Here is a 25,151-nt window from a genome sequence, read left to right as displayed (position 1 = left end):
TCCACCTGGAGGTTCTCGGTGTTGAGATCCCGCAAGCGGACCATCGTGGCCGCGTTGGCCACGATGGCCCTCTTGGTCACCGGCGCGCAGGCCAGCGGCGTGATGGAGCCCACCGGGCAGGGCTACCTGGACGCGCGGGCGCCCGTCGACCGGCGGGTCGACGACCTCCTCAAGCGGATGACGCTGGAGGAGAAGGTCGGCCAGATGACGCAGATCCGGGTGGGCAAGCTGCGCGGCAACTGCGAGTGGAACCCCGGTCCGCTGCGCGAGGACTGCATGAAGGCCGTGCTGGAGGACGCCAAGGTCGGCTCGATCCTGTCCGGCGGCGGCGAGGCGCCGAGTCCCAACACGCCCCGCGCGTGGGCCGAGATGACCAACGCCATCCAGAAGTACGCGCTGGACCACGGCCGGCTGCGCATCCCGGTCCTCTACGGCGCGGACGGCGTGCACGGCCACAACAACGTGCTCAGCGCCACCATGTTCCCGCACCAGATCGGCCTCGGCGCGACGTGGGACCCGGAGCTGATGCGACAGCTGGGCGAGTCCACCGGCCGGGCCATGCGCGCGACCGGCGTGTTCTGGAACTTCGCGCCCGTGTCCGACATCGCGCGCGACACCAGGTGGGGCCGCTACTACGAGACCTACAGCGAGGACCCGGTGCTGGCCGGCGAGCTGGCCGCGGCGAACGTGCGCGGGCAGCAGGGCGACCCGACCGACGGCACCGCGAAGCTCACCGCGACCGCGAAGCACTTCGCGGGCTACTCGGAGCCGTTCAACGGCCACGACCGCGCGCCCGCGCAGCTGCCCATCCGGTACCTCCAGGACACCGTGCTGCCGGCTTTCCAGCCGCAGTTCGACGCGGGCGTCGGCACGGTGATGATCAACTCCGGCGCGGTCAACGGCGTGCCCGCGCACGCGTCGAAGTACCTGCTGACCACGCAGCTGCGCGACCGGATGGGCTTCCGCGGCGTGGCGATCACCGACTGGGAGGACATCCGGTTCCTGGTGGACCGCTACCACGTGGCGGCGGACTACCAGGAGGCCATCGCGATGGCCGTCAACGCGGGCGTGGACATGGCGATGGAGCCGTCGAACGCGGCCGAGTTCACCACCGGGCTGCTGGCGGCCGTGCGCAGCGGGGCGGTCCCGGGCAAGCGGATCGACCAGGCCGTGCGGCGCATCCTGAAGCTCAAGTTCGACCTGGGGCTGTTCGAGAAGCCGTTCGTGGACGCCGCCAAGGCCGACGCGATCGTCAACGGCGCGGACCGGGCGCTGGCCCGGCAGGCGGCGGCGGAGAGCGCGGTGCTGCTGCGCAACGAGGGCGTGCTGCCCCTGTCGAAGAGCGCGGGCAAGCTCGTGGTGACCGGCGACTCGGCCGACTCCGTGGCGCGGCAGCTCGGCGGCTGGTCGATCGGCTGGCAGGGCGTGCCCGCCTCGTCCCCCGTGCCGCCGGCCGTCACGGTGCTCCAGGGCATCAAGGCCGCCGCCCCGGCGACGAACGTCGTGAGCGCACCCACCCAGGCCGACGCGGTCGCCCAGGCCGCCGACGCCGACGCGGTCGTCGTGGTGCTCGGCGAGGACCAGGGCGCGGAGGGCGAGGCGGACACCGAGGAGCCGGCGCTGACCGCCGAGCAGCAGGGCCTGGTGGCCGCCGTGCGGGCGACCGGCAAGCCCGTGGTGGTCGTGCTGCTGACCGGCCGGCCGATGGTGCTGGGCGCGGTGGCGGACGCGCCGGCGCTGCTCGCGGGCTGGCTGCCCGGCTCCGAGGGCGGGTCGGGGATCGCCGACGTGCTCTTCGGCACGGTCAACCCGAGCGGCCGGCTGCCGGTGTCGTGGCCGAAGACGGTCGGCGACCAGCCGTTCTCCTACGACCAGCCGCGTGGCGCGAACACCGCGCCCAGCTCGGCGTACGACCCGGCGTTCGCGTTCGGGCACGGCCTGTCGTACACGACGTTCACCACGTCCGCGCCGAAGTTGGCGTCCGCCGAGGTGCGCCGGGACGGTCAGGTCAAGGTGTCGGTGACGGTGGCCAACACCGGGGGCCGGGACGGCACCCTGGTCGTGCCCGTGTACGTGCACCAGCCGGTGAGCAAGGTGCTCACGCCGCAGCAGCGCCTGGTCGGCTTCACGCGCGTGGCGTTGAAGGCGGGCGAGCAGCGGGCGGTCGAGGTCGTGTTCGACGTCAAGCGGCTCGCGGTGACGGCCGGCGACATGGACGGCTCCGGCAAGCCCGAGGTGGCCAGGGGCGACTACGAGGTGGTGGTCGGCGACGGGCGGGCCCGGTTCACGGTGCGGTGACGAACCCGGCCCACGATGCGGTGACCGGCCTCGACTCGCGGTGCGGTGACGAACCCGGTCCGCGGTGTGGTGACGGGACTCGATTCACGGTGCGGTGAGCTGCCCTGATATCCTTCTCGGCCGTATCGCGCGGCATTCCGCTGTGGAGGAAGACCGCCCCTTCGGGGGCGGAGCCGGTGACAGGCGCGGTGCGACTCCGAGACCGAGGAAAAGGTGGCTTTCGCGTGGCGAACATCAAGTCCCAGATGAAGCGGATCAAGACCAACGAGAAGGCGCGCCTGCGCAACAAGGCCGTCAAGTCGTCGCTCAAGACCGCGATCCGCAAGTTCCGTGAGGCCGCCGAGGCCGGTGACAAGGAGAAGGCCGTCGCGCTGGCGCGGGAGGCTTCCCGCAAGCTCGACAAGGCCGTCACCAAGGGCGTCATCCACGCCAACCAGGCCGCCAACAAGAAGTCGGCGCTGGCGCGGCGCGCCAACCAGATCTGATCCGGTCCTCACGCCGGAGCGCCGCCCACCCCACGCCGGGGTGGGCGGCGCTTTTCGTGCCGGCGGCAGGTGAGCGCGGGCCTGTCCGGCTCCCGCCTGTGGTGGGTCAGCGCCGTCCGTGCGCTGCGACGATCTTGAGCACCGCGCGTTCCAGGGCGTAGCCGGAGTCCGCCGCGACACCCTTGACGTCGGCGTTCAGGTCCGCGACCACCGTCATGGCGGCCGCCAGCCCCCGGTCCTCCCAGCCGCGTGACTGCCCCTGGGCCTTCTTCACCTTCCACGGCGGCATGCCCAGCTCGCTCGCCAGCTTGAACGGATCGCCCCGCCCCACCGCGGACACCCGCGCGATCGTGCGCACCGCGTCGGCCAGCGCGTCGGCGACCAGCACGTGCGGCACGCCGAGCTGGATCGCCCACCGCAGCGCCTCCAGCGCGCCGGCCCGGTCGCCCATCACGGCCTTCTCCGCGACCGCGAACCCGGTCACCTCGGCCCGCCCGCGGTGGTAACGGCGGACCGCCTCGGCGTCGACCTTGCCGCCGGTGTCGGCGACGAGCTGCGACGCCGCCGCCGCCAGCTCGCGCAGGTCCGACCCGACCGCCTCGATCAGCGCGGCCACGGCCTCCGGGTCGGCCTTGCCGCCGCCCGCCGCCCGGATCTCGTTGCGCACGAACGCTTCCCGGTCCGCCGCCTTGGTGATCCTGGGGCACTCGGTGACCCGCGCGCCCGCCTTGCGCAGCGCCGCGGGCAGCTCCTTGGCCGCCTTGCTCCGCCCGCCGCCACTGTGGACGACCACCAGCGTCACCCCGTCGGCCGGCGCCTTGGCGTAGGCGACGACCGCGTCGGCGATCTCCTTGCCGGCCTCCTGGGCGGCCTCCAGCGCGACCACGCGCCCCTCCGCGAACAGCGACGGGCTCACCAGTTCGGCCAGCTCAGGCGGGGTGAGATCGGTCACGCGGACGCGCGTCAGGTCGGCCTGCGGATCGGCCTGGCGGGCCGCCGCCAGCGCACCGCGCACCGCGCGCTCGACCAGCAACTCCTCCTCGCCGACGACCAGGTGCACGGCGTCGGGCGTGTCAGCGGACGAACTCACGCCGCGATCCTCCCACGGGCCGGCCGACGTCCGGATGGTGGACGTCTCTGGCTGAGGGTCGGGATGGTGACGTAAGTTGAAGCCACAACCGAATACCGCTCATCCAGAGGGGCAGAGGGATCGGCCCGAAGAAGCCCCGGCAACCCGTCGCACAGCGTCCGCTGGCGATCACGGTGCCAATTCCGACCCGCGACGCGCGGGAAAGATGAGGAGATACCTCGCGATGACTGCCGTCAGTGTGCCCTCGGCCACCACCTCCTTCGACCTCGGTCCCGCCCGCGCGCTGTCGTGTCGCGAGTGCGGTCACGAGACGCCGCTCGCCCCCGAATACGCCTGTCTCGAGTGTTTCGGGCCGCTGGAAGTGGCCTACGACTTCGGACGGGTCCGCCGCGAGGACATCGAGGCGGGCCCCCGGTCGATCTGGCGCTACCGCGGCCTGCTCCCCGTGCCCTCCACCGTCGAGTCGCACCCCAACACCAACCCCGGCGGCACCCGCCTGGTCGAGGCCGACCGCCTCGCCAAGGCCCTGGGCGTGCGCAAGGTGTGGGTCAAGGACGACACCGGCAACCCCACCCACTCGTTCAAGGACCGCGTGGTCGGCGTCGCCCTCGCCGCCGCCCGTGAGCTGGGCTTCAAGGTCCTGGCATGTCCCTCCACCGGCAATCTGGCCAACGCCGTGGCCGCCGCGGCGGCCCGCGCGGGCTGGCAGTCGGTCGTGCTCGTGCCGTCCACGTTGGAGCAGGCGAAGATCCTCATGACCGCCGTGTACGGCGGCAACCTGATCACCGTCGACGGCAACTACGACGACGTGAACCGGCTGGCCCAGGAACTGGCCGCCGAGCACGAGGACTGGGCGTTCGTCAACGTCAACGTCCGCCCCTACTACGCCGAGGGCTCCAAGACGCTCGGGTACGAGGTGGCCGAGCAGCTCGGCTGGCGGCTGCCCGACCAGATCGTCGTGCCGATCGCGTCCGGCTCCCAGTTGACCAAGGTGGACAAGGCCTTCCGCGAGCTGGGCGAGCTCGACCTGGTCGAGCAGACCCCCTACCGGGTGTTCGGCGCGCAGGCCACCGGCTGCTCTCCCGTCTCGGCCGCCTTCAAGGCGGGCCACGACGTGGTCAGCCCGGTCCGCCCGGACACCATCGCCCGGTCGCTGGCGATCGGCGCCCCGGCCGACGGCCCCTACGTGCTGGACGCCGTCCGCCGCACCAACGGCGCGATCGAGGACGTCACCGACGAAGAGGTCGTCGAGGGCATCCGCCTCCTGGCCCGGACCGAGGGCATCTTCGCCGAGACGGCCGGCGGCGTCACCGTCGCGACCGCGAAGAAGCTCATCGAGACCGGCCAACTCGACCCGGACGGCGAGACGGTGCTCCTCATCACCGGCGACGGCCTCAAGACCCTGGACGCCCTCGGCGACCGCGTCGGCCCCCGCGCCAACGTCCCGCCCTCGGCCGAAGCGGTCATCGCGGCCCTCCGGGACTGACCCGGCAGCCGGCCCGCCGGGTGGGCACGACCGGCCCACCCGGCGGCCGCAACCCGCGAGCCGACGGTCGGCTGCACGAGACGACGCGCGTGCGGGACCCTGCCCGCGACGGGCCGGATCACGCCGTCCCGTGACGGAGGTGTCCCACGCCCCTGGAGCACGAGCCGCCTTCAGGTGGGCGGACGGCGGACCGGCGGTGGTCGGGCCGCCGGCCGTGGTCCGGTATGGCGTCGGCCCGCGGACGTCCCGGCCGCGGTACCGCCGGTCACAGGGCGATCCTCGGGGTGCGGAGCCAGCCCGTGCGCGGGAACGCGGCCAGTTCCGGCAGGACGTGCGGCCCGACCGGCTCGGTGACCACGCGCCACGCGGTGAGCATCTGCGGCCAGGGACGTTTCGCCTTCTCCTGGTTGTAGCGCTCGGAGTGCCACTCCTCCGGCGGGATCGCCAGGTCGTCGTCGAACAACGCGTCGGCGACCAGGCGGTAGGCGGAGTCGGCCGACGGCACCTGTGCCAGGCGGACCACGCCGGTGGCGGTGGCCCTGGCCACGATGCCCCGTTCGCCCTTGGGCAGGTCCTCGCACACGTAGTAGGTGAACGAGGGCCGGAGCTGCTCGCGTGGCCAGGGCTCGGCGACGTAGCCGGGTTGCCACAGGGCCCACGCGATCGCGCGGTTGCCGCCCTGCGGGGCCCAGCCGGAGTGCAATCGGACCCACACGTCGTTCTTCATCGATCTCCCCTTGTCCGTTGTCGGTCGGGCCGCCGCCTCTGCGGGCGACCCTCGGCCCGTCCGGGCCGGCCAGGACGGCGGTGTCGCCGTCCCGGTCCGTGCGCAGCACCAGCACGCCGCTGCTCGTCAACGCCTCCACCAGCACCCCGCTGGGGTGGCCGTAGCGGTTGCCCGCGCCGACGCTCACCAACGCGATGCGCGGCCGCACCGCCGCGAGGAACGCGGGCGACGAGTACCGCGAGCCGTGGTGCGGCACCTTGAGCACGTCGGCCCGCAGGTCCACGTGCCCGCCGAGCAGGTCCGCCTGCCCGGCCAGTTCGACGTCCCCGGTCAGCAGCACCCGCCCGGCCGCGGTGGAGGCCCGCAGCACCAGGGACGCGTCGTTGACCGCCGTGTTCGTGTCGCCCACCGGGTCCGCACGCGGACCCAGCACGTCGAGCCGCAGCCCCGGCCAGCTCAGCCGCCGGCCCGCGCCCAGCTCGACCACACGGACCCCGGCCGCCCGCGCCTGTTCCCGCACCTCCTCCCACGCCCAGTCCGGCTGCCGCGACGGCCCCACGGCCACCGCGCCCACGCCCCGTTCCGCCATCACCGCCGCCAGCCCGCCGACGTGGTCGGCGTGCAGGTGGCTGAGCACCACCAGGGGGATGCGGCGCACCCCCAGCCGGCGCAGGCACGACAGCACCGGCACCGGGTCCGGTCCCGTGTCGACCAGCACCGCCCGGTCGCGTTCGGCGGTCGCGAGGACGACCGCGTCGCCCTGGCCCACGTCGCACGCCACGACCGACCAGCCGGGCGCCGGCCAACCGGGCGAGACGACGGTGACCGGCACGGCCACCACCACCGCGCCGACGACGGCCGCCGCGACCAGCGCCCGCAGCCGGCGCACCCTGACGACCACGTAGCCGAGCACCAGCACCCCGGCCAGCAACGCCCCGCCGACCCAGCCGCCCGGCCACCCGACCGCCGCACCCGGCACCGCCGCCGCGTGCCGGCCGACCGTGATCAGCCAGCCCACCGCCGGGCCGGCCACCTCGACGGCCGGCCTGGCCGCCTGGTCGTGCACCTGCGCCAGCACGGCGGCCAGCACACCGAGCACCGTGGCGGGCGCCACGACCGGCGCGACCAGCAGGTTCGCCAACACCGCGACCAGGCTCACCTGGCCGGACAGCCCGGCGACCAGCGGCGCGGTGGCCAGGTTCGCGGCCACCGGCACCGCCAGCGCCTCGGCGAAGCCCACCGGGACGCCCCGCTCCTTCATGGCGGCGGCCCACCTCGGCGCGAGCAGCACCAGCGCCGCCGTGGCCGCCACCGACAGGCCGAACCCCGGTTCGGTGGCCAGCTCCGGGTCGTAGAGGACCAGGACCACCACCGAGGCCGCGAGCGCCGGCAACGCCGACCGCTCCCGTCCCAGCACCAGCGCGAGCAACGCCACCGCGCCCATCACGGCGGCCCGCAGCACGCTCGGCTCCGGCCCGGCCAGCACGACGAACCCGACCAACGCCGCCATCGCGCCGACCGCGCAGCCCCGCGGACCGACCCGGAGGAGCCTCAGCAGCAACAGGACCGCGCCGCAGAGGATCGCCAGGTTCGCGCCGCTGACGGCGAGCACGTGGGCCAGGCCCGCCGTGCGGAACTCCTCCACGACCCTGGGTGGCAGTTCCGAGGTGTCGCCGACGACGAGCGCGGGCAGCAGGCCGGCCGGCTCGGGGTCGAGCGCGGTGCTCGCGTCGCGCAGTCCCGCCCGCAGGTCCTCGGCGACGCGTTGCCACACCGGCGCTCCCGTCACGTCCCGCGGCGGTCCGCGGACCCGCAGCACCGCCACCGTCAACTCCCCGCCGCGCGGCGGGGCGAGCGTGCCGCGCGCGGAAACCCGTTGGCCCGGCAGGAGTTCCCGCCACCCGGCTGCCGGGGCTAGGACGGCGATCCGGCCACCACCGTCCACCGTGGCCCGGACGAGGACCAGGTCCACGCCGCCCGCGCGGGAGCCGAACCCGCTGCTGCGCAGGCCGTGCGGCCGGTTGTCGAGTTCGAAGCGGACGGTGACGGACCCGCCGCGCTCGGCCGCCGCGCGGAGGGGGTGGTGCGCGGAGCCGTGGACCTGTGCGCCGATCCAGCACGCCGCCACCGGGCCCGCGACGGCCACCGCCACCGCCGCCTGCCGCCACGGGCGCAGTGCCAGACCGCCGAGGAGCGCGCCGGCCAGGCCGACCGCCGGCGCGGCCCACCACGCCCACAGCAGGCCGGCGAGCGCCGTCGCCCACACCACCAGTGCCGTCGGGACCAGGTACGCGCGGGGGCTCACGGCTCCACCTCCGGGTGCGCGGTGCGGCCGCTGCGGATAGCGACGCGAGACGGGGTTCGTGGGCCACGCATGGTCACACCTCCGGTTTCGGGTTCGAGGCAGCGGCGGATGTCACGGGCGGGTGCGGAGTGCCGTTTCGGCCCGGTCGGGGGTCGGGTCGAGGTCAGGAGCCCAACCAGCGCGACCTCGACAGGGTGGTCAGGCGGGTGAGGATGCGGCGGATCAGGTGGCGGGCACGGGTCGGCGGAGCGGGGCGTCGGTGCGGGAGCGGGGCGGGTTCGGGCCGGCGGAACGGGATGACGGGTCGGTGGGTGGCGTCGGGTCGGTGGTTGTCGGGCACGGTCGGGCTCCTGTTGCGTCGAGGGGTCGGGTTGTCAGAGACGGACGAGGTCGCGGAGTTTGGCGAGCTTCTGGTCGCCGATGCCTTCGATCTCGGCGAGCTGGTCCAGGGAGGTGAAGGGGCCGCGTTTCTGCCGTCGGTCGACGATCCGCTGTGCCGTCACGGGGCCGACGCCCGGCAGCGTGTCGAGCTGGTCCTTGGTCGCGGTGTTGAGGTTCAGCGGTTCGGTGGCGGCGCCGGCCGGTTGCGGTGACGGGATGCCCACGGCGATCTGCTCCCCGTCCACGACCTTGCGGGCGAGGTTGAGCGTGGTGAGGTCGGCGGTCGGGTGCGCTCCGCCCGCCTCGCGCAGGGCGTCGGCCACCCTGGCCCCGCTCGGCACGGTCACCAGGCCCGGCGTGGGCACCAGGCCGACCACGTTGACGACCAGGTGCTCCTCGGCACGGGTGACTGCGGCGGCCTCCGCCACGGGGAGTTCCGGCGGGCTCTCCGGCACCGGGCGCTGCCACCACAGGGCCAGGGCGACCGCCAGCGCCACGCCGGCCATCACGCCCGCGAGCAGGAGCCTGCGTCGGTGCGGGACGGTCGGTTCGGGCAGCCAGCGGCGCAGGAGGCGGCGCAGCGGGTGGGGAGGGTCGGCGCCACCGTCCGACGAGACGAACACCAGGGTCTCGGCGTCCGACGCGCGGTGCCTGCCCCGCTCCTGCGAGACGAGGGCCTTCAGGCGGGCGGTCGTGGTTTCCGGGTTGTTGTCGAACATGCGATCGACGTTAGGCCGGACGGAGCAGGGCGTGGGGAGGGTGTTCGGAATCTGTGGATAACTGCCGAATGATGGATAACGAGGGCTACGACACGCCTCCGGGCAGGACCACCACACCGAGCACGCCGGGACCCGTGTGCGCCCCGATCACCGCTCCCACCTCGGAGATCAGGCATCCGGTCGAGCCGGGGACGCGGTCGTCCAGCAACGTCGCGAGTTCCGCCGCGCGCTCCGGGGCCGCGAGGTGGTGGACAGCCAGCCCGACCGGCCCGGAACCCGCCGCCGACGCGGCCAGGTCGACCAGCCGGCCCATCGCCCGCCCCATCGTGCGCACCTTCTCCAGCGGCACGATGCGACCGTCGTCCACGTGCAGCAGCGGCTTCACCGCCAGCGCCGTCCCGACCAGCGCGGCGGCCGCGCCGATCCGCCCGCCCCGCCGCAGGTGGTCCAGCGTCTCCACGCAGAAGAACATCCTGACCCGGGAGGCGGCGGCCGCGGCGGCTTCCCGCGCGCGGTCGGCGTCGTCGCCTGCGGCGCACGCAGCCAGCGCGGCGAACCCCAGCCCCATGCCCGTGGCCCGCGAGTCGACCACCCTGATCCGGGTCGGGTCGACCTCCTCCGCGGCCAACCGCGCGGCCTCCCACGTGCCGGAGAGGTCGCGCGACAGGTGCACGGACACGATCGCGTCGGCGCCGTCGGCCAGCGCGGCGCGGTACACGTCGGCCAGCTCGCCCGGCGTCGGCCGCGACGTGGTCACCCGCCGGTGCTCCCCCAGCGCCGCGGCCAGCTCCGCCGGGCCGAAGTCCACCCCGTCCAGCCTGCTGCGACCGTCCACGGCCACGTGCAGCGGCACGACCCGGATGCCGTGCCGCTCGGCGAACCCCTCGGGCAGGTACGCCGTGGAGTCGGTGACGATCGTGGTGGACACGAGTGCCGAGACTACGGCTCGACCGGACCCGGGTGGCCGACCGCCACGGACCTGATCAGTTCCGCCATGGCCCGCCCGACCCGCTCGTGCCCTTCCCACCCCCAGTGCATGCCGTCCGGGTTGCCGCACGGTGACCCGACGTGGTCGCCCACCAGCGGCGGCACGTCCAGCAGCGGCACGTCCGCCCCGCGCGCCCACGCACGCACCGCGCGCTCCCCCGCCGCACGCCCCTGGTGCACCCCCGCGTAAGCGGCCGACCGGTGCACGGAGGGCGTCATCCCGACCACCCCGATCCCCGGCTCCAGGGCACGCACGGCGCGCACCGAGTCGTCCAGGTACCGCACGGTCAGGTGCGGCGGCAGCGCCACCGGGCGCCCGCGGAACGCCCGCGACAGCACCGGCTGCAACGTCCGGTAGCCCGCCCGCGCCCGTCGCCGCAGCCCGTCCGGCCGCAGGTGGCGCAGCCCCTGCCGCAGGTACGTCGGCAACGGCGACGGCAGCGTGTCCATGTGCCCGACGGCCAGCACCACCACGTCCGTGCGCGGCAGCAACGACCACACCCTCGGGTCCCCGGTCAGCGACCACCACGCGTCCCGGGCGGTCCAGCCGAACCCCGCCGCCAGCTCCGCGTGCCCGCCCAACGCCGACGCGGCGACGTTCGGCCACAGCCGGGGGTGGTCGGCGGGCAGTGGCCCCTGCGGGCCGTGGAACGACAGGGAGTCGCCGAGGACGAGCAGTCTCACCGGGTGATACCGGCGTTGTACGACGACAGCCGCCACCGGCCGTCACCGTGCGGCCGCCGCGTGAACACCGTCCAGTGGCAGTTGCCGATCCCGCCCAGCAACGCCCAGCGGTCGACCGGCAGCTCCAGCAACCGCCCGGTCAACGCGCTGATCAGCCCGCCGTGCGCGCACAGCATGACCGTCCCGGAGAACTCCTCGTCCACCTCGGACACCACGGCCAGCGCGCGCTCGGCGACCTCGACCCGGGTCTCCCCCTCCGGCGGCGCGAGCGTGCCGTCGACGCGCCACAGGTCCAGCGCGCCCGGCCACTCGACCTCGATCTCGGCCGGGGTCAGCCCCTGCCACTTGCCCAGGTGCGTCTCGCGCAGCCGCTCGTCGATGCGCAGGCCGACCCCGGTCGCCTCGGTGAACACCGTGGCGGTGTCCCGGGCGCGGTGCAGGTCGGAGGCCACCACCAGCTCGGGCGTGAACCCGGCGAGCACCGGCACCGCGAACCGGGCCTGGTTCCACCCGGTCTCGGTCAGCACCGAGTCCAGGTGGCCCTGCATGCGGCCGGTCGCGTTGTAGTCGGTCTCACCGTGCCGCCACAGCACGAGCCGGTTCAGCGTCATACCCCGGCGGCCTCGTCGGCCGGGGGCCCGGCGTCGAACTCGATGCGCGGGCAGTCCTTCCACAGCCGCTCCAGGCCGTAGAAGGTGCGCTCCTCGACGTGCTGGACGTGCACGACGACGTCCACGAAGTCCAGCAACACCCAACGACCCTCGCGCGCGCCCTCGCGGCGGACCGGCTTGCGCCCGGCCTCGCGCAACTTCTCCTCGACGTTGTCCACGATCGCGCCGACCTGCCGCTCGTTGGGAGCGGAGGCGATCACGAAGCAGTCCGTGATCACCAGTTGGTCGGACACGTCGAGCACGATCACGTCGTGCGCCTTCTTGTCGGCTGCCGCGTTAGCGGCGACCAGCGCCAACCGTCGTGCCTCGTCGGTGGCTGCCACGTCACTCCTCATCACACCGGCGGACGCCGATACGCCCACACGAGTCAATGAGGGTACCGGCGTCCGCGCTCAGTCCGGCATCGAGTAAAGCCGGCGCTTGGAGATGTACTGCACGACACCGTCCGGCACGAGGTACCAGACGGGCAGGCCGGAGGCCGTCCGGTCGCGCACGGCGGTCGAGGAGATGGCCATCGCGGGCACCTCCACCAGCGACACCGCGCCCGGCGGCAGGTGCGTGTCGACCAGCTCATAACCCGGTCGGGTGACCCCGATGAAGTGGGCGAGGTCGAACACGCGGTCGGCCCGCCGCCAGGACAGGATCTGCTCCAACGCGTCCGCGCCGGTGATGAAGAACAGGTCCGCGTCCGGGTACGTGTCCTTCAGGTCGCTCAGCGTGTCCACGGTGTACGTGGGACCCGGCCGGTCGATGTCGACCCGGCTGACCGAGAACCGCGGGTTGGACGCCGTGGCGATGACCGTCATCAGGTAGCGGTCCTCGGCGGGGCTGACCTCGCGGTCGCCCTTCTGCCACGGCTGGCCCGTCGGCACGAACACCACTTCGTCGAGGTCGAACCGGGCCTGGACCTCGCTGGCCGCGACGAGGTGGCCGTGGTGCACCGGGTCGAAGGTGCCACCCATGACGCCGATACGCCGGTTGGACATGGGACGTGAGCCTAGTTCGGGTGGTGCGCGGGCGACCCGTCACTCCCCGAATGGCCACCCGCGCACCGCCCACCCCGGCGGCGGCCCAGGGGGAGGGGGTCGCTGCCGCGGCAAGCCCGGCCCACCCCGAATGAGCCGTGCAGAGGAGGAACGCGCACGTCACACGGCTATGACGCGATCGGCCGGACTTTTTTTCGACTAGTTCTCCGGCGCGAGGACCGAGCCGTCGGCGGAGCGGACCAGGATGGCCTCCATCGGGCACGACTCGGCCGCGTCGATCACCGCGGCGTCGGGGTCGACGGTGCTGTTGACCGGCGTGGACGTGCCGCCTTCGAGCCGGAAGTGCCCCGGCGCGATCGACGTGCACATCCCGGTCCCGAGGCACGTGCCCCGGTCGACCTCGATCGTCCACTCGCTCATCGGTCTACCACCTCACCAGCAGGCGTTCCGGGCCGCGGACCAGTCTGCCCTTCTTGAACACGACGTCGTCGGCCAACTCCAGGTTCGGGAACCTAGTGAGCAGGCTCGAGAGGGACACCTGCAACTCCATCCTTGCCAAGGGCGCGCCGATGCAGTGGTGCACGCCGTGGCCGAACGCGAAGTGCGGGTTGTGCGGGCGGTGGAAGTCGATCTCGGCGGGGTGGGGGAACACGGCGGGGTCGCGGTTGGCGACCAGGCCGTCCACGAAGACCGCCTCGCCCGCGCGGATCGTCACGCCGGACAGCTCCACGTCCGCGGTGGCGATCCGGGGGAACCCCGGCGCGCCGGACAGCTTGGTGATCCGCAGCAGCTCCTCCACGGCGGCGGGCAGCAGCGACGGGTCGGCGCGCAGCTCGGCCAGCCGGTCCGGGTGGGTCAGCAGCTGGTAGGCGAAGTTGCTGATCTCGCTGCCGGTGGTCTCGTGACCCGCGATGAGGAGCGTGACGCCGAACGACACCAGCTCCTCCTCGGTGAGCCGGTCGTCGTTGTCGTGCGCGTGCACCAGCACGGTGAGCATGTCGTCGGCGGGGTTGCGGCGCTTCTCCTCGACCAGGTCGCGGATGTAGGCGCGCAGCGACGCCGCGCCCGCCTCGATCTCCGGCACGGTGAACGCGGTGATCGCCACCGCCGCGTCCGACCACTCCCGGAACTTCACCCGGTCGAGGTCCGGCACGCCGAGCATCTCGCTGATGAGCGTGATGGCGACCGGCATGGACAGGGCGTCGACCAGGTCCGCCGGCGGTCCCTGCTCCTCCATCGCGTCCAGCAGGCGGTCCACGATCTGCTGGGCGCGTTCCCGCAGCTGGGCGGTGCGGCGGGCGGTGAACGCCTTGGCCAGGATCCGGCGCAGCCGGGTGTGCTCCGGCGGGTCCATGCTGAGGATGGTGGTGATGCGCGGCACCTCGGGCATGGTCCGCGGCGGGTCGTACTCGGCGTCCATCACCGGCGCGCGGCGGAACCTCGGGTCGGCCAGCACGACCTTCGCGTCGGCGTACCGGGTGACCAGCCACGCCTCGCGGCCGTACGGCAGGCGCACCCTGGCCACCGGCTCGTCCCGCTGGAGTTCCAGGTAGGTCTCGTGGACGTCGAGATCGTCCGGTTCGGGGAACGGGTAGGGCCGGGCCGCCATCGGAACCCCCACTGCGAGTGATCACCTGCACCCGACAGTAGGTAGGCCCCCGGGCGCGCGGGGAGGGCTCCGCGCGCACCGCTACGGCTTTCACCGGCGGCGCTGCGGAGCCCTCCCGCCGTCAGGTCTGCGGCGCGACCACCGAGCCGTCCGCCGAACGCACCAGGATCGCCTCCATCGGGCACGACTCGGCCGCGTCCACCACCGCGTCGGACGGCTCCACGTCCGCGTCGACCGGCGTGGACGTGGAGCCGTCGAGCCGGAAGTGCGCCGGCGCGATCGACGTGCACATCCCGGTGCCGATGCACGCGCCCCGGTCGACCTCGACCTTCCACTCGCCCATGCCGCTCACCAGCTCACCGGCAGCGCCAGCGGGCCGCGGATCAGCCGGCCCTTCTTGAACGCCACCTCGCCGTCCAGCCGGAGCCCCGGGAACCGCTTGAGCAGGGTGCCGATCGCGACCTGCAGCTCCATCCGCGCCAGGGGCGCGCCGATGCAGTGGTGCACGCCGTGGCCGAACATGAGGTGCGGGTTGTGCGCCCGGTGGAAGTCGACCTCGTGCGGGTTCTCGAACACCGACGGGTCGCGGTTGGCCGTGACGTTGTTGACGAACACCGCCTCGCCGGGCTTGATCGTCACGCCGGACAGCTCGACCTCGGCCGTCGCGATCCGCGGGAACCCCGCCGAACCGCCCAGCGGGGTGATCCGCAGCAGCTCCTCGACCGCGGCGGGGATCAGCGACGGGTCGGCGCGCAGCTCGCCGAGCCGCTCGGGCCGGCGCAGCAGCTGGTAGACGAAGTTGCCGATCTGGTTCGCGGTGGTCTCGTGGCCCGCGACCAGCAGCGTCACGCCGAACGACACCAGCTCCTCCTCCGTGAGCCGGTCCTCGTTGTCCCGTGCCGCGACCAGCACGGACAGCATGTCGTCGGCGGGTTCGGCGCGCTTGCGCCCGACCAGCCCGGCGATGTAGGTCCGCAGCGACTGGCCGGCCGCCAGGATCTCCTCGTGGCTGAACGCGGTGATCGCCACCGCGGCCTCCGACCAGGCCCGGAAGTCGCGGCGGTCGTCGAACGGCACGCCCAGCATCTCGCAGATGATCGTGATGGGCAGGGGCATGGCCAGCGCTTCCACCAGGTCGGCGGGCGGGCCCTGCTCCTCCATCCCGTCCAGCAGGCCGTCCACGATGCCCTGGGCCCGCTCGCGCAACTGCTCCGTGCGCCGCGCGGTGAACGCCTTCGCGACCAGCTTGCGCAGCCGCGTGTGGTCCGGCGGGTCCATGCTCAGGATGTTCGTCTCGGTCGGCATGGTGGGCAGCGTGCGCGGCACGTCCGCGCCCGGCTCCATGACCGCCGCCCGGCTGAACCTCGGGTCGGCCAGCACCGTCTTCACGTCGTCGTAGCGGGTGGCCAGCCACCCCTCGCCCCCATAGGGCAGCCGGACCCTCGACACCGGCTCGTCGCGCAGCAGCTCCAGGTACGCCGGGTTGAGTTCGAGGTCGTCCATCTCGGCGAACGGGTAGGACCTGGTCTCCATCGGATAAACCCCCATGTAAGCATTCGCTTACATCCGACAGTAGGCAGCTCGTCACTGACCGTCAACCGGTTCGATGTGCTCCAGGAGGACGGACGCCGCCCGCGTCACCAGGGCGGCCACCTTGGCGCCGTCGGCGGCCGCGAGCGGCTCCTTGCCGAACACGCTGCGCAGCACGCCGATGCCGACGACCCACGCCAGCACCAGGTCCGCGCGCAGCTCCGCGTCCTCCGCGTCCGTGAGGGACGACAGGACGCGCGCGTAGTCCTCCCCGAGTCGCCGCCGCACCACCTCGGCCGCCGAGTCGTGGTGCGAGGACCGCAACGCCGCGTACAGCGGGTGGTCCTCGCGCCGCGGCTCGTCCATCATCCGCAGCAGCACGTTGCGGAGCAGGTGCTCGGCGGGCGAGTCCTCCAGCAGCTCACGGCTCCGCGTGGCCAGCACGGCCGCGAACAGGGCGTCCTTGCTGCCGAAGTAGCGGAACAGCAGGGCCTGGTTCACGCCCGCCAGGTTCGCGATGTCGCGCACCGTGGTGTGGTCGAACCCGCGTTCGCCGAACAGCCTCGTGGCGGCCTCCAGCAGCGCCGCCTTGGTCGCGGCGGCGTCCCGGGGTCTGCTCACGAGGCCGGCCGGACGTGCCCCTCGCCCCAGACCACCCACTTCGACGAGGTCAGCTCGGTCAGCCCCATCGGGCCGCGGGCGTGCAGCTTCTGGGTCGAGATGCCGATCTCCGCGCCCATGCCGAACTCGCCGCCGTCGGTGAACGCGGTGGACGCGTTGACCATGACCGCCGCCGCGTCGACCCGCGCGGTGAACCGCCGGGCCGCGTTGAGGTCGCCGGTCACGATGGCCTCGGTGTGGCCCGAGCCGTGCGCGGCGATGTGCTCGATGGCCTCGTCGATCGAGCCCACCACGCGGGCGGCGATGTCCAGGGACAGGTACTCGGTGTCCCAGTCCTCGTCGGTCGCGGCCCGCACCCGGGGGTCGGCGGCGAACCGCTCGTCGCCGTGGATCGTGACGTTCTGCGCGTTCAGGGCGTCGGTGATGCGGGGCACGAACTCGTCCGCGACGGCGGCGTGCACCAGCAGCGACTCCGCCGCGTTGCAGACGCTCGTGCGGCGGGTCTTGGAGTTGAGCACGATCCGCTGCGCCATGTCGAGGTCGGCGCTCGCGTCCACGTAGACGTGCACGTTGCCCACGCCGGTCTCGATGGTCGGCACGGTGGCCTGCTGCACGACGGCGTTGATCAGGCCCGCGCCGCCGCGCGGGATGACCAGGTCGACCAGGCCACGAGCGGTGATCAGGTGCGTGACGGACGCGCGGTCGTGGCACGGCAGGAGCTGCACGGCGTCGGCGGGCAGGCCGACGGACTCCAGGGCGTCGCGCAGGATCGCGACGAGCGCGGTGTTCGAGTGCTCGGCGCTGGACGAGCCGCGCAGCAGGGCCGCGTTGCCCGACTTCAGCGCCAGGCCGGCCGCGTCCACGGTGACGTTCGGGCGGGCTTCGTAGACCATGCCGACCACGCCCATCGGGACGCGGACCTGCTTGAGCTCCAGGCCGTTCGGCAGGATCGAGCCGCGCAGCACCTCGCCGATCGGGTCCGCGAGGCCGGCGACGGTCTCCAGGCCGCCGGCGACGGCGTCGACGCGCGCCTCGGTCAGCGCGAGGCGGTCCAGCAGGTTCTGGGCCAGGCCCGACGCGCGGCCCGCCTCCAGGTCCTTGGCGTTGGCCTCCAGCACCTCGGTGGCGCGGGTGCGCAGGGCGGTGGCCATCTCGTGCAGTGCGGCGTCCTTGCGCTCACGGGTGGCGAGGACGAGCTCGTTGGCGGCGACACGGGCGCGCCGGGCCGCGGCGTGCACCTGTTCGCGCAGGTCATCAGTCACGTCGTCCAGCCTACGGTCACCCGGTGGTGGCTGTCGCCGAGGTTCCCGCAGAACGGACTCGTCACCACTTCGGGTGAAGCCCGACGAAGGCAGCTCGCACAGGTGTCCGTTCTGTCGGTGCCTTCTGCCATGGTGTGCCGCATGGACGACAGCGCACTCCGCGAACTGGCCGAGGAACGGCTGAGGGCTTTGGCGGGCCCTCGGGCGGTCCTGCGCGACGACCAGTGGACGGCGATCCACGCCCTGGTGTCCGAGCGGCGGCGGGCGCTGGTGGTGCAGCGCACGGGGTGGGGCAAGTCCGCCGTGTACTTCATCGCCACGGCGTTGCTGCGGTCCCTGGGCGAGGGGCCGACGGTGATCGTGTCGCCGTTGCTGGCGTTGATGCGCAACCAGGTCGACGCGGCCGCGCGGGCGGGCGTGCACGCGGCGACCATCAACTCGGCCAACACCGACGAGTGGCAGGACGTGCAGGACCGGGTGGCGGCCGGCGAGGTGGACGTGCTGCTGGTGTCGCCGGAGCGGCTGAACAACCCGGACTTCCGGGACTCGGTGCTGCCGTCGCTCACCGCGTCGGCGGGGCTGCTGGTGGTGGACGAGGCGCACTGCATCTCCGACTGGGGCCACGACTTCCGGCCGGACTACCGGCGGCTGCGGACGTTGCTGACCGAGCTGCCGGCGGGCGTGCCGGTGCTCGCCACCACGGCCACCGCGAACAACCGGGTGGTGCGGGACGTGGCCGACCAGCTGGGCCTGGGCGCGGGCTCGGACACCCTGGTGCTGCGCGGGCCGCTGGACCGGGAGAGCCTGCGGCTGTCGGCGGTGCGGCTGCCGACCGCCGAGGCCAGGCTGGGGTGGCTGGCCGAGCGGCTGGAGCGGCTGCCCGGCTCCGGGATCGTCTACACGCTCACGGTGGCCTCGGCCGACGACGTGGCGGCGTTCCTGCGGGACCGCGGCTACCGGGTGGCGGCGTACTCGGGGCGCACCGACCCGGCGGAGCGGCAGCGGGCCGAGGAGGACCTGCTGGCCAACCGGGTCAAGGCGCTGGTGGCCACCTCGGCGCTGGGCATGGGGTTCGACAAGCCGGACCTGGGGTTCGTGGTGCACCTCGGCGCGCCGCCCTCCCCCATCGCCTACTACCAGCAGATCGGCCGCGCGGGGCGCGGGGTGGAGCGCGCCGAGGTGCTGTTGCTGCCCGGCCCGGAGGACAAGGACATCTGGGCGTACTTCGCGTCGCTGGCGTTCCCGCCGGAACGGGTGGTGCGGCAGGTGCTCGACGCGTTGCCGGCGGACCGGCCGATGTCGACGGCGGCGCTGGAGCCGGTGGTGGAGCTGTCGCGCACCCGGCTGGAAGTGGTGTTGAAGGTGCTCGACGTGGACGGGGCCGTGCGGCGGGTGCGCGGCGGCTGGGTGTCGACGGGGCAGCCGTGGTCCTACGACGCCGAGCGGTACGAGCGGATCGAGGCGGCGCGGCGGGTGGAGCGGCAGGCCGTGCTGGACTACCTGGCCACCGACGGCTGCCGGATGGAGTTCCTGCTGCGGCAGTTGGACGACCCGCACGCCGCGCCGTGCGGCCGGTGCGACAACTGCACCGGGGAGCGGCCGTCGGCGGAGGTGTCGGACGCGGCGGCGTCGGCGGCGCGGGAGCGGCTGCTGCGGCCGGGCGTGGAGGTGGAGCCGCGCAAGATGTGGCCGACCGGGATGGCGGCGGCGGGTGTGGCGCTGTCCGGGAAGATCCCGCCGGGCGAGCTGGCGACGACGGGGCGGGCGTTGGGGCGGCTGACCGACATCGGCTGGGGCAACCGGTTGCGGTCGCTGTTCGCGGAGGGCGACCGGGCGATCCCCGACGAGGTGTTCGCCGCGTGCGTGAAGGTGCTGTCCGCGTGGGGTTGGGCGGAGCGGCCGGTGGGCGTGGTGACGGTCGGGTCGCGGACCAGGCCCGAGCTGGTGGGCAGCTTCGGGCGGCGGATCGCCGAGGTGGGCCGGCTGCCGCTGCTCGGGCAGGTGTGGCTGGGCGAGGCGGCGCGCCGGGCCAACAGCGCGCAGCGGTTGGCGGGCCTGGTGCGGGCGACCGACGTGCCGGATCTGTCCGGTGTGGACGGTCCCGTGCTGCTGGTGGACGACCAGGTCGACACCGGCTGGACGATGACGGTCGCCGCGCGGCTGCTGCGGCGGGCGGGCGCGGCGGCGGTGCTGCCGTTCGCGTTGGCGGTGACGGCGTGAGGGGGAAGGGGCGAGGATGACACGGTGAGACTGACGACGGAACGGCTGGTGCTGCGGCCTTTCACGCCGGCCGACGCGCCCGCGTTCGCCGCGTACCGGTCCGACCCGGACGTGGCCAGGTACCAGGGGTGGGACGCTCCGTTCTCGCTCGCGCAGGCCGAGGAGTTCGTGCGCGAGGTGGGCGCGGCGGACCCGACCGCGCCGGGCTGGTACCAGTTCGCGGTCGAGGCGGACGGGGTGCTCGTGGGTGACGTCGGGGTGGGGCTGCACGAGAACCGGATGCAGGCGGACCTCGGGTACACGCTGGCGACCGCGCACCAGGGGCGCGGCTACGCGACGGAGGCCGTGCGGCGGGTGCTGGCGTACCTGTTCGAGGTGCGCGGGCTGCACCGGGTGGCCGCGGAGTGCGACGCGCGCAACGTGCGCTCCGCGCGGTTGTTGACCAGGCTCGGGTTCCGGCAGGAGGGGCACCGGGTGCGGAGCACGTGGATGAAGGGAGAGTGGACCGACGACCTGCTGTTCGGCCTGCTGGCCGCGGACTGGCGCTCGGGCGGGGCCTGACCGACAACGGCTCCCGAAGCCACCTGCCCGCACCGACCGAAGCTCTCGGTATGCCGAACCGCCCGGCAGCCTCGGCACGTCGAGCGGCCACGACGCCGAGCGGCCGTGTGGTGCCGCACCGAGAGTGATGGGGTCGCGGTGCGGGGGGCCGGTGGGCCACCACGTCCGGAGCGTTGACGGGGGTGGCGGACTCGGCATCGAACCGCTCCGGCGGCGAACCGTTCGGCAGACGGAGGGTTCGGGGTGATTCGGCGGTGGTCGACGGGCGTTCGGCCTCGCCGGAGGTCGACTGCGTGCCCACGATCGGGGCGGGCGGCCGGTTCGGTGAAGGATCTACCGGCTTTGGGCGGTTTGTGGTTGTGTCCCCACCATGGCCGCCCTGGAGACCGGCACCGAGACCCAGCACCGCCTGCCGTTGCGCAAGCTCGTCGCGGCGAGCATCGGCAACGCCATCGAGTGGTACGACTGGACCATCTACGCGACCTTCTCCATCTACTTCGCCACCCAGGTGTTCCCCAAGGACAACCCGCGGCTCGCGTTGATCAACACGCTCGCGGCGTACGCGATCGCGTTCTTCTTCCGGCCGCTCGGCGGGTACCTGCTCGGGCGGTTCGCCGACCTGCGGGGGCGGCGGACGGCGATGTTGCTGACCATCGTCCTGATGGCCGGCGGGTCGGTCGCGATCGGGCTGCTGCCGACCTACGCGCAGGTCGGGTGGCTGGCTCCGGTCCTGTTGCTGCTCGCCCGGGTCGCGCAGGGCCTGTCGCTGGGCGGTGAGGTGTCCAACGCGTCGGCCTACCTGGCGGAGATCGCGCCGCCGCACCGGCGCGGGCGGTACTCGGCGTTCTTCTACATCTCCACGGGCACCGCGGTGCTGGTGGCGTCGCTGCTCGGGTTCTGGCTGGCCCGCGCGTTGGACAAGGCCCAGCTGGAGTCCTACGGCTGGCGCATCCCGTTCCTGATCGGCGGCGTGCTGGGCCTGGTCGGCCTGTGGCTGCGGCGCAGCATGGAGGAGACCGAGCAGTTCGAGCACAACAAGGCCAAGGCGCAGCGGCTGAGGAGGCCGCTGCTGACGACGTTGCGCGAGCACCCCAGGGCGGTGGGGCGGCTCATCGGGTTCACCATGCTGTCGACGCTGTGCTACTACACGTTCTTCAGCGCGCTGACGCCGTTCGCGGTGTCCAAGCGCGGCGCGGACGCCGGGGACGTGTTCCTCGCCCTGTCGATCGCGACGGCGTTGTTCATCGTCCTGCAATACCCGATGGGCGCGTTGTCGGACCGGGTCGGCCGCAAGCCGCAACTGCTCGTCTGGTCGGCCGCGACCGCGATCCTGGTGGTGCCGCTGTCCACGCTGATCGGGCCGGGCGTGGGCAACCTGCTCGTGGTGTTCTGCGTCGGCCTGGGCCTCTACACGGCGATGACGTCGATCGCGCCCGCCGTGATGAGCGAGCTGTTCCCGACCGAGCTGCGCGCCCTGGGCATCGGGTCCTGGTACAACCTGACCGTCGCGCTGTTCGGCGGCACCGCGCCGCTGGTCATCCAGGCGTTGCCGGGCACCACGTTCTTCTTCTACGTCGCGGCCGGGGCCGCGGTCGCGTTCCTGGTGATCCTCACGATGCCCGAGACGAAGGGCAGCGAGCTGCGGTAGCCGTCACGGCCGATCCGGGGACCAACGGGCCGTCGGGTTGGCCAGCCGTCGGGTCGACGGGCCACCCGGTTGGCGAGCCCAACCGAGTCCGCGGGCCACCGGGTTGGCCGGCCCTCGGGTGCGCGGGCTGGCGGGCTAGCGGGTCGGCAGGCTGGTGGGTCGGCGGGCCAACCGGGTCTGAGGGTCTGCGGACGAGCCAGCCGGCGGTGGGAGCGGTAGGCAACCGTTTGCGGACCGGCGGGCGGGTCGATGGGTGCGCCGGCGAGTCCGGGCAGCGGGGAAACCGGCGGTGAGGCTAGGGCCGCAAGGGCACGAGGTCGTCGGCGTGCACGACTTCCCGGCGTTGCTCAGCCGGGAGGTCGCCGCTCTTGCGCCCGATCAGGGACGGCAGCTCGGCGGCGTCGAAGCCGACCACGCCGCGCGCCACCACGTGCCCGGACGGGTCGACCAGCTCGACCACGTCACCGGCCTCGAACGCGCCCTCCACGCCGGTGATGCCCGCCGCCAGCAGCGAACGGCGGCGGCCCACGACCGCGGCCACCGCGCCGTCGTCCAGCACCAGCCTGCCGGTCGCGTCGGCGGCGTGCCCGAGCCAGAACCGGCGCGCGGACAGCCGCGGGCCGGTCACCGCGAACGCCGTGCCGACGTCCGCCGTGCTCAACGCCCGCGCCGCGTCCGCCGCGCCCGCCAGCAGCACGGGGATGCCCGCCGACGCCGCCAACCGGGCGGCGGCCAGCTTCGACGCCATGCCGCCGGTGCCCAGCCCCGACGCGCCGACCGATCCCGCCTTCACGCCGTCCACGTCGCCCGCGCCCGCCACCTCGGTGATGCGCCGCGCGCCCGGCTGCCGGGGGTCGCCGTCGTAGAGCGCGTCCACGTCGGAGAGCAGGAACAGGGCGTCCGCGCCGACCAGGTGCGCCACCAGCGCGGCCAGCCGGTCGTTGTCGCCGAACCGGATCTCCTCGGTGGCGACCGTGTCGTTCTCGTTCACCACGGGCACCGCGCCGAGCGCGAGCAGCCGGGAGAACGTGCGCTGCGCGTTGCGGTAGTGCGCGCGCCGAACCACGTCGTCCGCGGTGAGCAGCACCTGACCGACGGTCAGCGAGAACCGCCCGAACGAGTTCGCATACGCGTGGGCCAACGCCAACTGCCCGACGCTCGCCGCCGCCTGCTGCGTGGCCAGGTCACGCGGCCGCCGCGACACGCCCAACGGCGCGAGGCCGGCCGCGATCGCGCCCGACGACACCAGCACCACCTGGCTGCCCGCCGCGCACCGCGCCGCGACCGCGTCCACCAGCGCGTCCAGCCGCGACCGGTCCAGCCCGCCGGCGGCGGTGGTCAACGACGACGACCCGACCTTCACCACGACCCGCGACGCCGCGGACACCGCCTGCCGGGCCTGCGACGCCGCCACCGAACCGATCACTCGTCGTCGTCCTCTTCGAACTCGTCGTACGCGCCGGGGAGGCGGCGTGCCTTCTTCGCCGCCAACCGCTCGGCCGCGCCCACCCGGTTGCTCGCCTCCAGCCGCGCGTCCGTGCCGCGACCGGACATGGTCATGGCAATGCCCGCGGGCGTGGTCGGCTCCCAGTCGAACACCAGGTCGCCGATGGTGACCTGGCAGCCCGGCACGGCCCCCATCTTGACCAGCACGTCCTCGACGCCGAGGCGGGCGAGCCGGTCGGCCAGGTAGCCGACGGCCTCGTCGTTGCTGAAGTCGGTCTGCCGGATCCACCGCTCGGGCCGCTCGCCGCGCACGATGAAGCCGCCCTCGGTCTGCGGGTCCTCCACCACGGTGAAGCCCTGGTCGTCCACGGCCTTGGGCCGCAGCACGATCCGCGTCGACTCCTGCTTCGGCCGCGACGCCCGGTACTCCTCCACCACGCGCGCCAACGCGAACGTCAGCTCGCGCAGGCCCTCGCGGCTGGCCGTGGACACCTCGAACACCGGCAGGCCGCGGGCCTCGATGTCCGGGCGCACCAGCTCCGCCAGCTCGCGGGCCTCGGGCACGTCGATCTTGTTCAGCACCACGACGCGCGGCCGCTCGGCCAAGTCGTCGGCCAGGGAGGGGGTGTACTTGGCCAGCTCCTCCTCCAGCGCGTCGATGTCCGACAGCGGGTCGCGGCCGGGCTCGTAGGTGGCGCAGTCCACGACGTGCACCAGCACCGCGCAGCGCTCGATGTGCCGCAGGAAGTCCAGGCCGAGGCCCTTGCCCTCGGACGCGCCGGGGATCAGGCCGGGCACGTCGGCCATGGTGAAGATCGTCTCGCCGCCGGTGATCACGCCCAGGTTCGGCACCAGGGTGGTGAACGGGTAGTCGGCGATCTTCGGCTTGGCCGCGGACAGCACCGAGATGAGCGACGACTTGCCCGCCGACGGGAAGCCCAGCAGGCCGACGTCGGCGACGGACTTCAGCTCCAGCACCAGGTCGTGCTGCTCGCCCGGCTCGCCCAGCAGGGCGAAACCGGGGGCCTTGCGGGCCTTGGAGGCCAGCGAGGCGTTGCCGAGGCCGCCGCGACCGCCCTGGGCCGCGATCAGCCGGGTGCCCTCGCCGACGAGGTCCGCGACGACCTCGCCGTCGGGCGTCATCACGACCGTGCCGTCGGGCACGCGCAGTTCGAGGTCCGCGCCGTTCGCGCCGTCGCGGTTGCCGCCCTGCCCGCCCTTGCCGTTGCCGGCGCTGGCGTGGGGGCGGAAGTGGAAGTCGAGCAGCGTGTGGACCTGCGAGTCGACGACCAGGACCACGTCGCCGCCCTTGCCGCCGTTGCCGCCGTCGGGGCCGCCCAGCGGCTTGAACTTCTCGCGGTGCACGGACGCGACCCCGTTGCCCCCGTCACCTGCGGCGACGTGGATGACGACCCGGTCGACAAAGCGGGACACG

The 25,151-nt window shown here is 73.6% G+C and carries 21 protein-coding genes, 1 pseudogene and 1 riboswitch; of the genes and pseudogenes, 6 read left to right on the top strand and 16 right to left on the bottom strand.

All coding sequences use genetic code 11. The annotated features are described in order from the left end of the window. The first annotated feature begins 18 nt into the window (after window positions 1-18). Both ACWEFJ_RS04515 and rpsT read left to right on the top strand, forming a co-directional pair. Window positions 19-2,298, top strand: a complete 2,280-nt coding sequence (locus ACWEFJ_RS04515; RefSeq protein WP_449712905.1) for a glycoside hydrolase family 3 N-terminal domain-containing protein — start codon at window positions 19-21, stop codon at window positions 2,296-2,298. A 224-nt stretch (window positions 2,299-2,522) separates the two neighbouring features. Next, window positions 2,523-2,783: a 30S ribosomal protein S20 gene (rpsT, locus tag ACWEFJ_RS04510; RefSeq protein ID WP_378089718.1), complete on the top strand. Its 261-nt coding sequence runs from the start codon at window positions 2,523-2,525 to the stop codon at window positions 2,781-2,783. Between the two features lie 106 nt (window positions 2,784-2,889). Here rpsT and holA read toward each other — a convergent pair whose 3' ends face one another. Then, entirely contained in the window at window positions 2,890-3,873 is a 984-nt protein-coding gene (gene holA / locus ACWEFJ_RS04505) for a DNA polymerase III subunit delta (protein ID WP_378089720.1), read from the bottom strand. 96 nt (window positions 3,874-3,969) lie between these two features. Continuing rightward, window positions 3,970-4,085, top strand: a riboswitch (SAM riboswitch). Between the two features lie 11 nt (window positions 4,086-4,096). Between holA and thrC the strand changes: the two genes are divergently transcribed. Beyond that, complete coding sequence (thrC, locus tag ACWEFJ_RS04500; RefSeq protein ID WP_378089723.1) at window positions 4,097-5,359, top strand: threonine synthase; 1,263 nt, start codon at window positions 4,097-4,099, stop codon at window positions 5,357-5,359. A gap of 761 nt (window positions 5,360-6,120) precedes the next feature. Here thrC and ACWEFJ_RS04495 read toward each other — a convergent pair. The 13 genes and pseudogenes from ACWEFJ_RS04495 to ACWEFJ_RS04435 form a co-directional block, all read right to left on the bottom strand. After that, window positions 6,121-8,391, bottom strand: a pseudogene (locus ACWEFJ_RS04495) (DNA internalization-related competence protein ComEC/Rec2); the annotation flags it as partial. Window positions 8,392-8,765: 374 nt separating this feature from the next. Then, complete coding sequence (locus tag ACWEFJ_RS04490; RefSeq protein ID WP_449712904.1) at window positions 8,766-9,491, bottom strand: helix-hairpin-helix domain-containing protein; 726 nt, start codon at window positions 9,489-9,491, stop codon at window positions 8,766-8,768. Between the two features lie 85 nt (window positions 9,492-9,576). Continuing rightward, window positions 9,577-10,419 (bottom strand): DegV family protein, encoded by an 843-nt coding sequence (locus ACWEFJ_RS04485; protein WP_449712903.1) that lies wholly within the window; start codon window positions 10,417-10,419, stop codon window positions 9,577-9,579. A gap of 11 nt (window positions 10,420-10,430) precedes the next feature. Continuing rightward, window positions 10,431-11,162, bottom strand: a complete 732-nt coding sequence (gene octT, locus ACWEFJ_RS04480; RefSeq protein ID WP_449712902.1) for a diglucosylglycerate octanoyltransferase — start codon at window positions 11,160-11,162, stop codon at window positions 10,431-10,433. Beyond that, window positions 11,159-11,773 carry a histidine phosphatase family protein gene (locus ACWEFJ_RS04475; protein WP_378089731.1) on the bottom strand — a complete coding sequence of 205 codons (615 nt, stop codon included), beginning with the start codon at window positions 11,771-11,773 and terminating at the stop codon, window positions 11,159-11,161. The genes octT and ACWEFJ_RS04475 overlap by 4 nt, the downstream gene beginning before the upstream one ends. After that, entirely contained in the window at window positions 11,770-12,156 is a 387-nt protein-coding gene (rsfS, locus tag ACWEFJ_RS04470) for a ribosome silencing factor (RefSeq protein ID WP_378089733.1), read from the bottom strand. The genes ACWEFJ_RS04475 and rsfS overlap by 4 nt, the downstream gene beginning before the upstream one ends. 69 nt (window positions 12,157-12,225) lie before the next feature. Beyond that, on the bottom strand, window positions 12,226-12,819 hold the full coding sequence (gene nadD, locus ACWEFJ_RS04465) for a nicotinate-nucleotide adenylyltransferase (RefSeq protein ID WP_378089735.1): 594 nt from the start codon (window positions 12,817-12,819) through the stop codon (window positions 12,226-12,228). 198 nt (window positions 12,820-13,017) lie between these two features. Beyond that, a complete protein-coding gene (locus tag ACWEFJ_RS04460) occupies window positions 13,018-13,239 on the bottom strand; it encodes a ferredoxin (RefSeq protein ID WP_449712901.1) in 222 nt (73 codons plus the stop codon). A 4-nt stretch (window positions 13,240-13,243) separates the two neighbouring features. Further along, window positions 13,244-14,440 (bottom strand): cytochrome P450, encoded by a 1,197-nt coding sequence (locus ACWEFJ_RS04455; protein WP_449712900.1) that lies wholly within the window; start codon window positions 14,438-14,440, stop codon window positions 13,244-13,246. 109 nt (window positions 14,441-14,549) lie between these two features. Next, window positions 14,550-14,771 (bottom strand): ferredoxin, encoded by a 222-nt coding sequence (locus ACWEFJ_RS04450; protein WP_449712899.1) that lies wholly within the window; start codon window positions 14,769-14,771, stop codon window positions 14,550-14,552. Between the two features lie 5 nt (window positions 14,772-14,776). After that, window positions 14,777-15,961 (bottom strand): cytochrome P450, encoded by a 1,185-nt coding sequence (locus ACWEFJ_RS04445; protein ID WP_378087214.1) that lies wholly within the window; start codon window positions 15,959-15,961, stop codon window positions 14,777-14,779. Between the two features lie 51 nt (window positions 15,962-16,012). Beyond that, on the bottom strand, window positions 16,013-16,579 hold the full coding sequence (locus ACWEFJ_RS04440) for a TetR/AcrR family transcriptional regulator (RefSeq protein ID WP_378087212.1): 567 nt from the start codon (window positions 16,577-16,579) through the stop codon (window positions 16,013-16,015). Next, a complete protein-coding gene (locus ACWEFJ_RS04435) occupies window positions 16,576-17,841 on the bottom strand; it encodes a glutamate-5-semialdehyde dehydrogenase (protein ID WP_378087210.1) in 1,266 nt (421 codons plus the stop codon). The genes ACWEFJ_RS04440 and ACWEFJ_RS04435 overlap by 4 nt, the downstream gene beginning before the upstream one ends. A gap of 141 nt (window positions 17,842-17,982) precedes the next feature. Here ACWEFJ_RS04435 and ACWEFJ_RS04430 point away from each other — a divergent pair, with 141 nt between their 5' ends. The 3 genes from ACWEFJ_RS04430 (at window position 17,983) to ACWEFJ_RS04420 (ending at window position 22,270) form a co-directional block, all read left to right on the top strand. Next, complete coding sequence (locus ACWEFJ_RS04430; RefSeq protein ID WP_449712898.1) at window positions 17,983-20,061, top strand: RecQ family ATP-dependent DNA helicase; 2,079 nt, start codon at window positions 17,983-17,985, stop codon at window positions 20,059-20,061. A gap of 24 nt (window positions 20,062-20,085) precedes the next feature. Then, window positions 20,086-20,622, top strand: a complete 537-nt coding sequence (locus tag ACWEFJ_RS04425) for a GNAT family N-acetyltransferase (RefSeq protein ID WP_449712897.1) — start codon at window positions 20,086-20,088, stop codon at window positions 20,620-20,622. Between the two features lie 370 nt (window positions 20,623-20,992). After that, window positions 20,993-22,270: an MFS transporter gene (locus ACWEFJ_RS04420; protein WP_378087204.1), complete on the top strand. Its 1,278-nt coding sequence runs from the start codon at window positions 20,993-20,995 to the stop codon at window positions 22,268-22,270. A gap of 295 nt (window positions 22,271-22,565) precedes the next feature. Here the strand turns inward: ACWEFJ_RS04420 and proB are convergent, their stop codons facing one another. Further along, on the bottom strand, window positions 22,566-23,696 hold the full coding sequence (gene proB / locus ACWEFJ_RS04415; protein ID WP_449712896.1) for a glutamate 5-kinase: 1,131 nt from the start codon (window positions 23,694-23,696) through the stop codon (window positions 22,566-22,568). Continuing rightward, a complete protein-coding gene (gene obgE / locus ACWEFJ_RS04410; RefSeq protein WP_449712895.1) occupies window positions 23,693-25,150 on the bottom strand; it encodes a GTPase ObgE in 1,458 nt (485 codons plus the stop codon). The genes proB and obgE overlap by 4 nt, the downstream gene beginning before the upstream one ends. Between the last annotated feature and the right edge of the window lies 1 nt (window position 25,151).

Source organism: Actinosynnema sp. NPDC004786 (assembly GCF_053601135.1).
Note: the sequence above shows the minus strand (reverse complement) of the source record. Positions and strands in the feature narration are given on the sequence as shown.

Excerpts from the sequence above, each read along its gene's own strand:
- thrC (WP_378089723.1), top strand. The coding sequence starts at position 4,097 with ATGACTGCCGTCAGTGTGCCCTCGGCCACCACCTCCTTCGACCTCGGT.
- ACWEFJ_RS04490 (WP_449712904.1), bottom strand. The coding sequence starts at position 9,491 with ATGTTCGACAACAACCCGGAAACCACGACCGCCCGCCTGAAGGCCCTC.
- ACWEFJ_RS04475 (WP_378089731.1), bottom strand. The coding sequence starts at position 11,773 with ATGACGCTGAACCGGCTCGTGCTGTGGCGGCACGGTGAGACCGACTAC.
- nadD (WP_378089735.1), bottom strand. The coding sequence starts at position 12,819 with ATGTCCAACCGGCGTATCGGCGTCATGGGTGGCACCTTCGACCCGGTG.
- ACWEFJ_RS04460 (WP_449712901.1), bottom strand. The coding sequence starts at position 13,239 with ATGAGCGAGTGGACGATCGAGGTCGACCGGGGCACGTGCCTCGGGACC.
- ACWEFJ_RS04450 (WP_449712899.1), bottom strand. The coding sequence starts at position 14,771 with ATGGGCGAGTGGAAGGTCGAGGTCGACCGGGGCGCGTGCATCGGCACC.
- ACWEFJ_RS04445 (WP_378087214.1), bottom strand. The coding sequence starts at position 15,961 with ATGGAGACCAGGTCCTACCCGTTCGCCGAGATGGACGACCTCGAACTC.
- ACWEFJ_RS04430 (WP_449712898.1), top strand. The coding sequence starts at position 17,983 with ATGGACGACAGCGCACTCCGCGAACTGGCCGAGGAACGGCTGAGGGCT.
- ACWEFJ_RS04420 (WP_378087204.1), top strand. The coding sequence starts at position 20,993 with ATGGCCGCCCTGGAGACCGGCACCGAGACCCAGCACCGCCTGCCGTTG.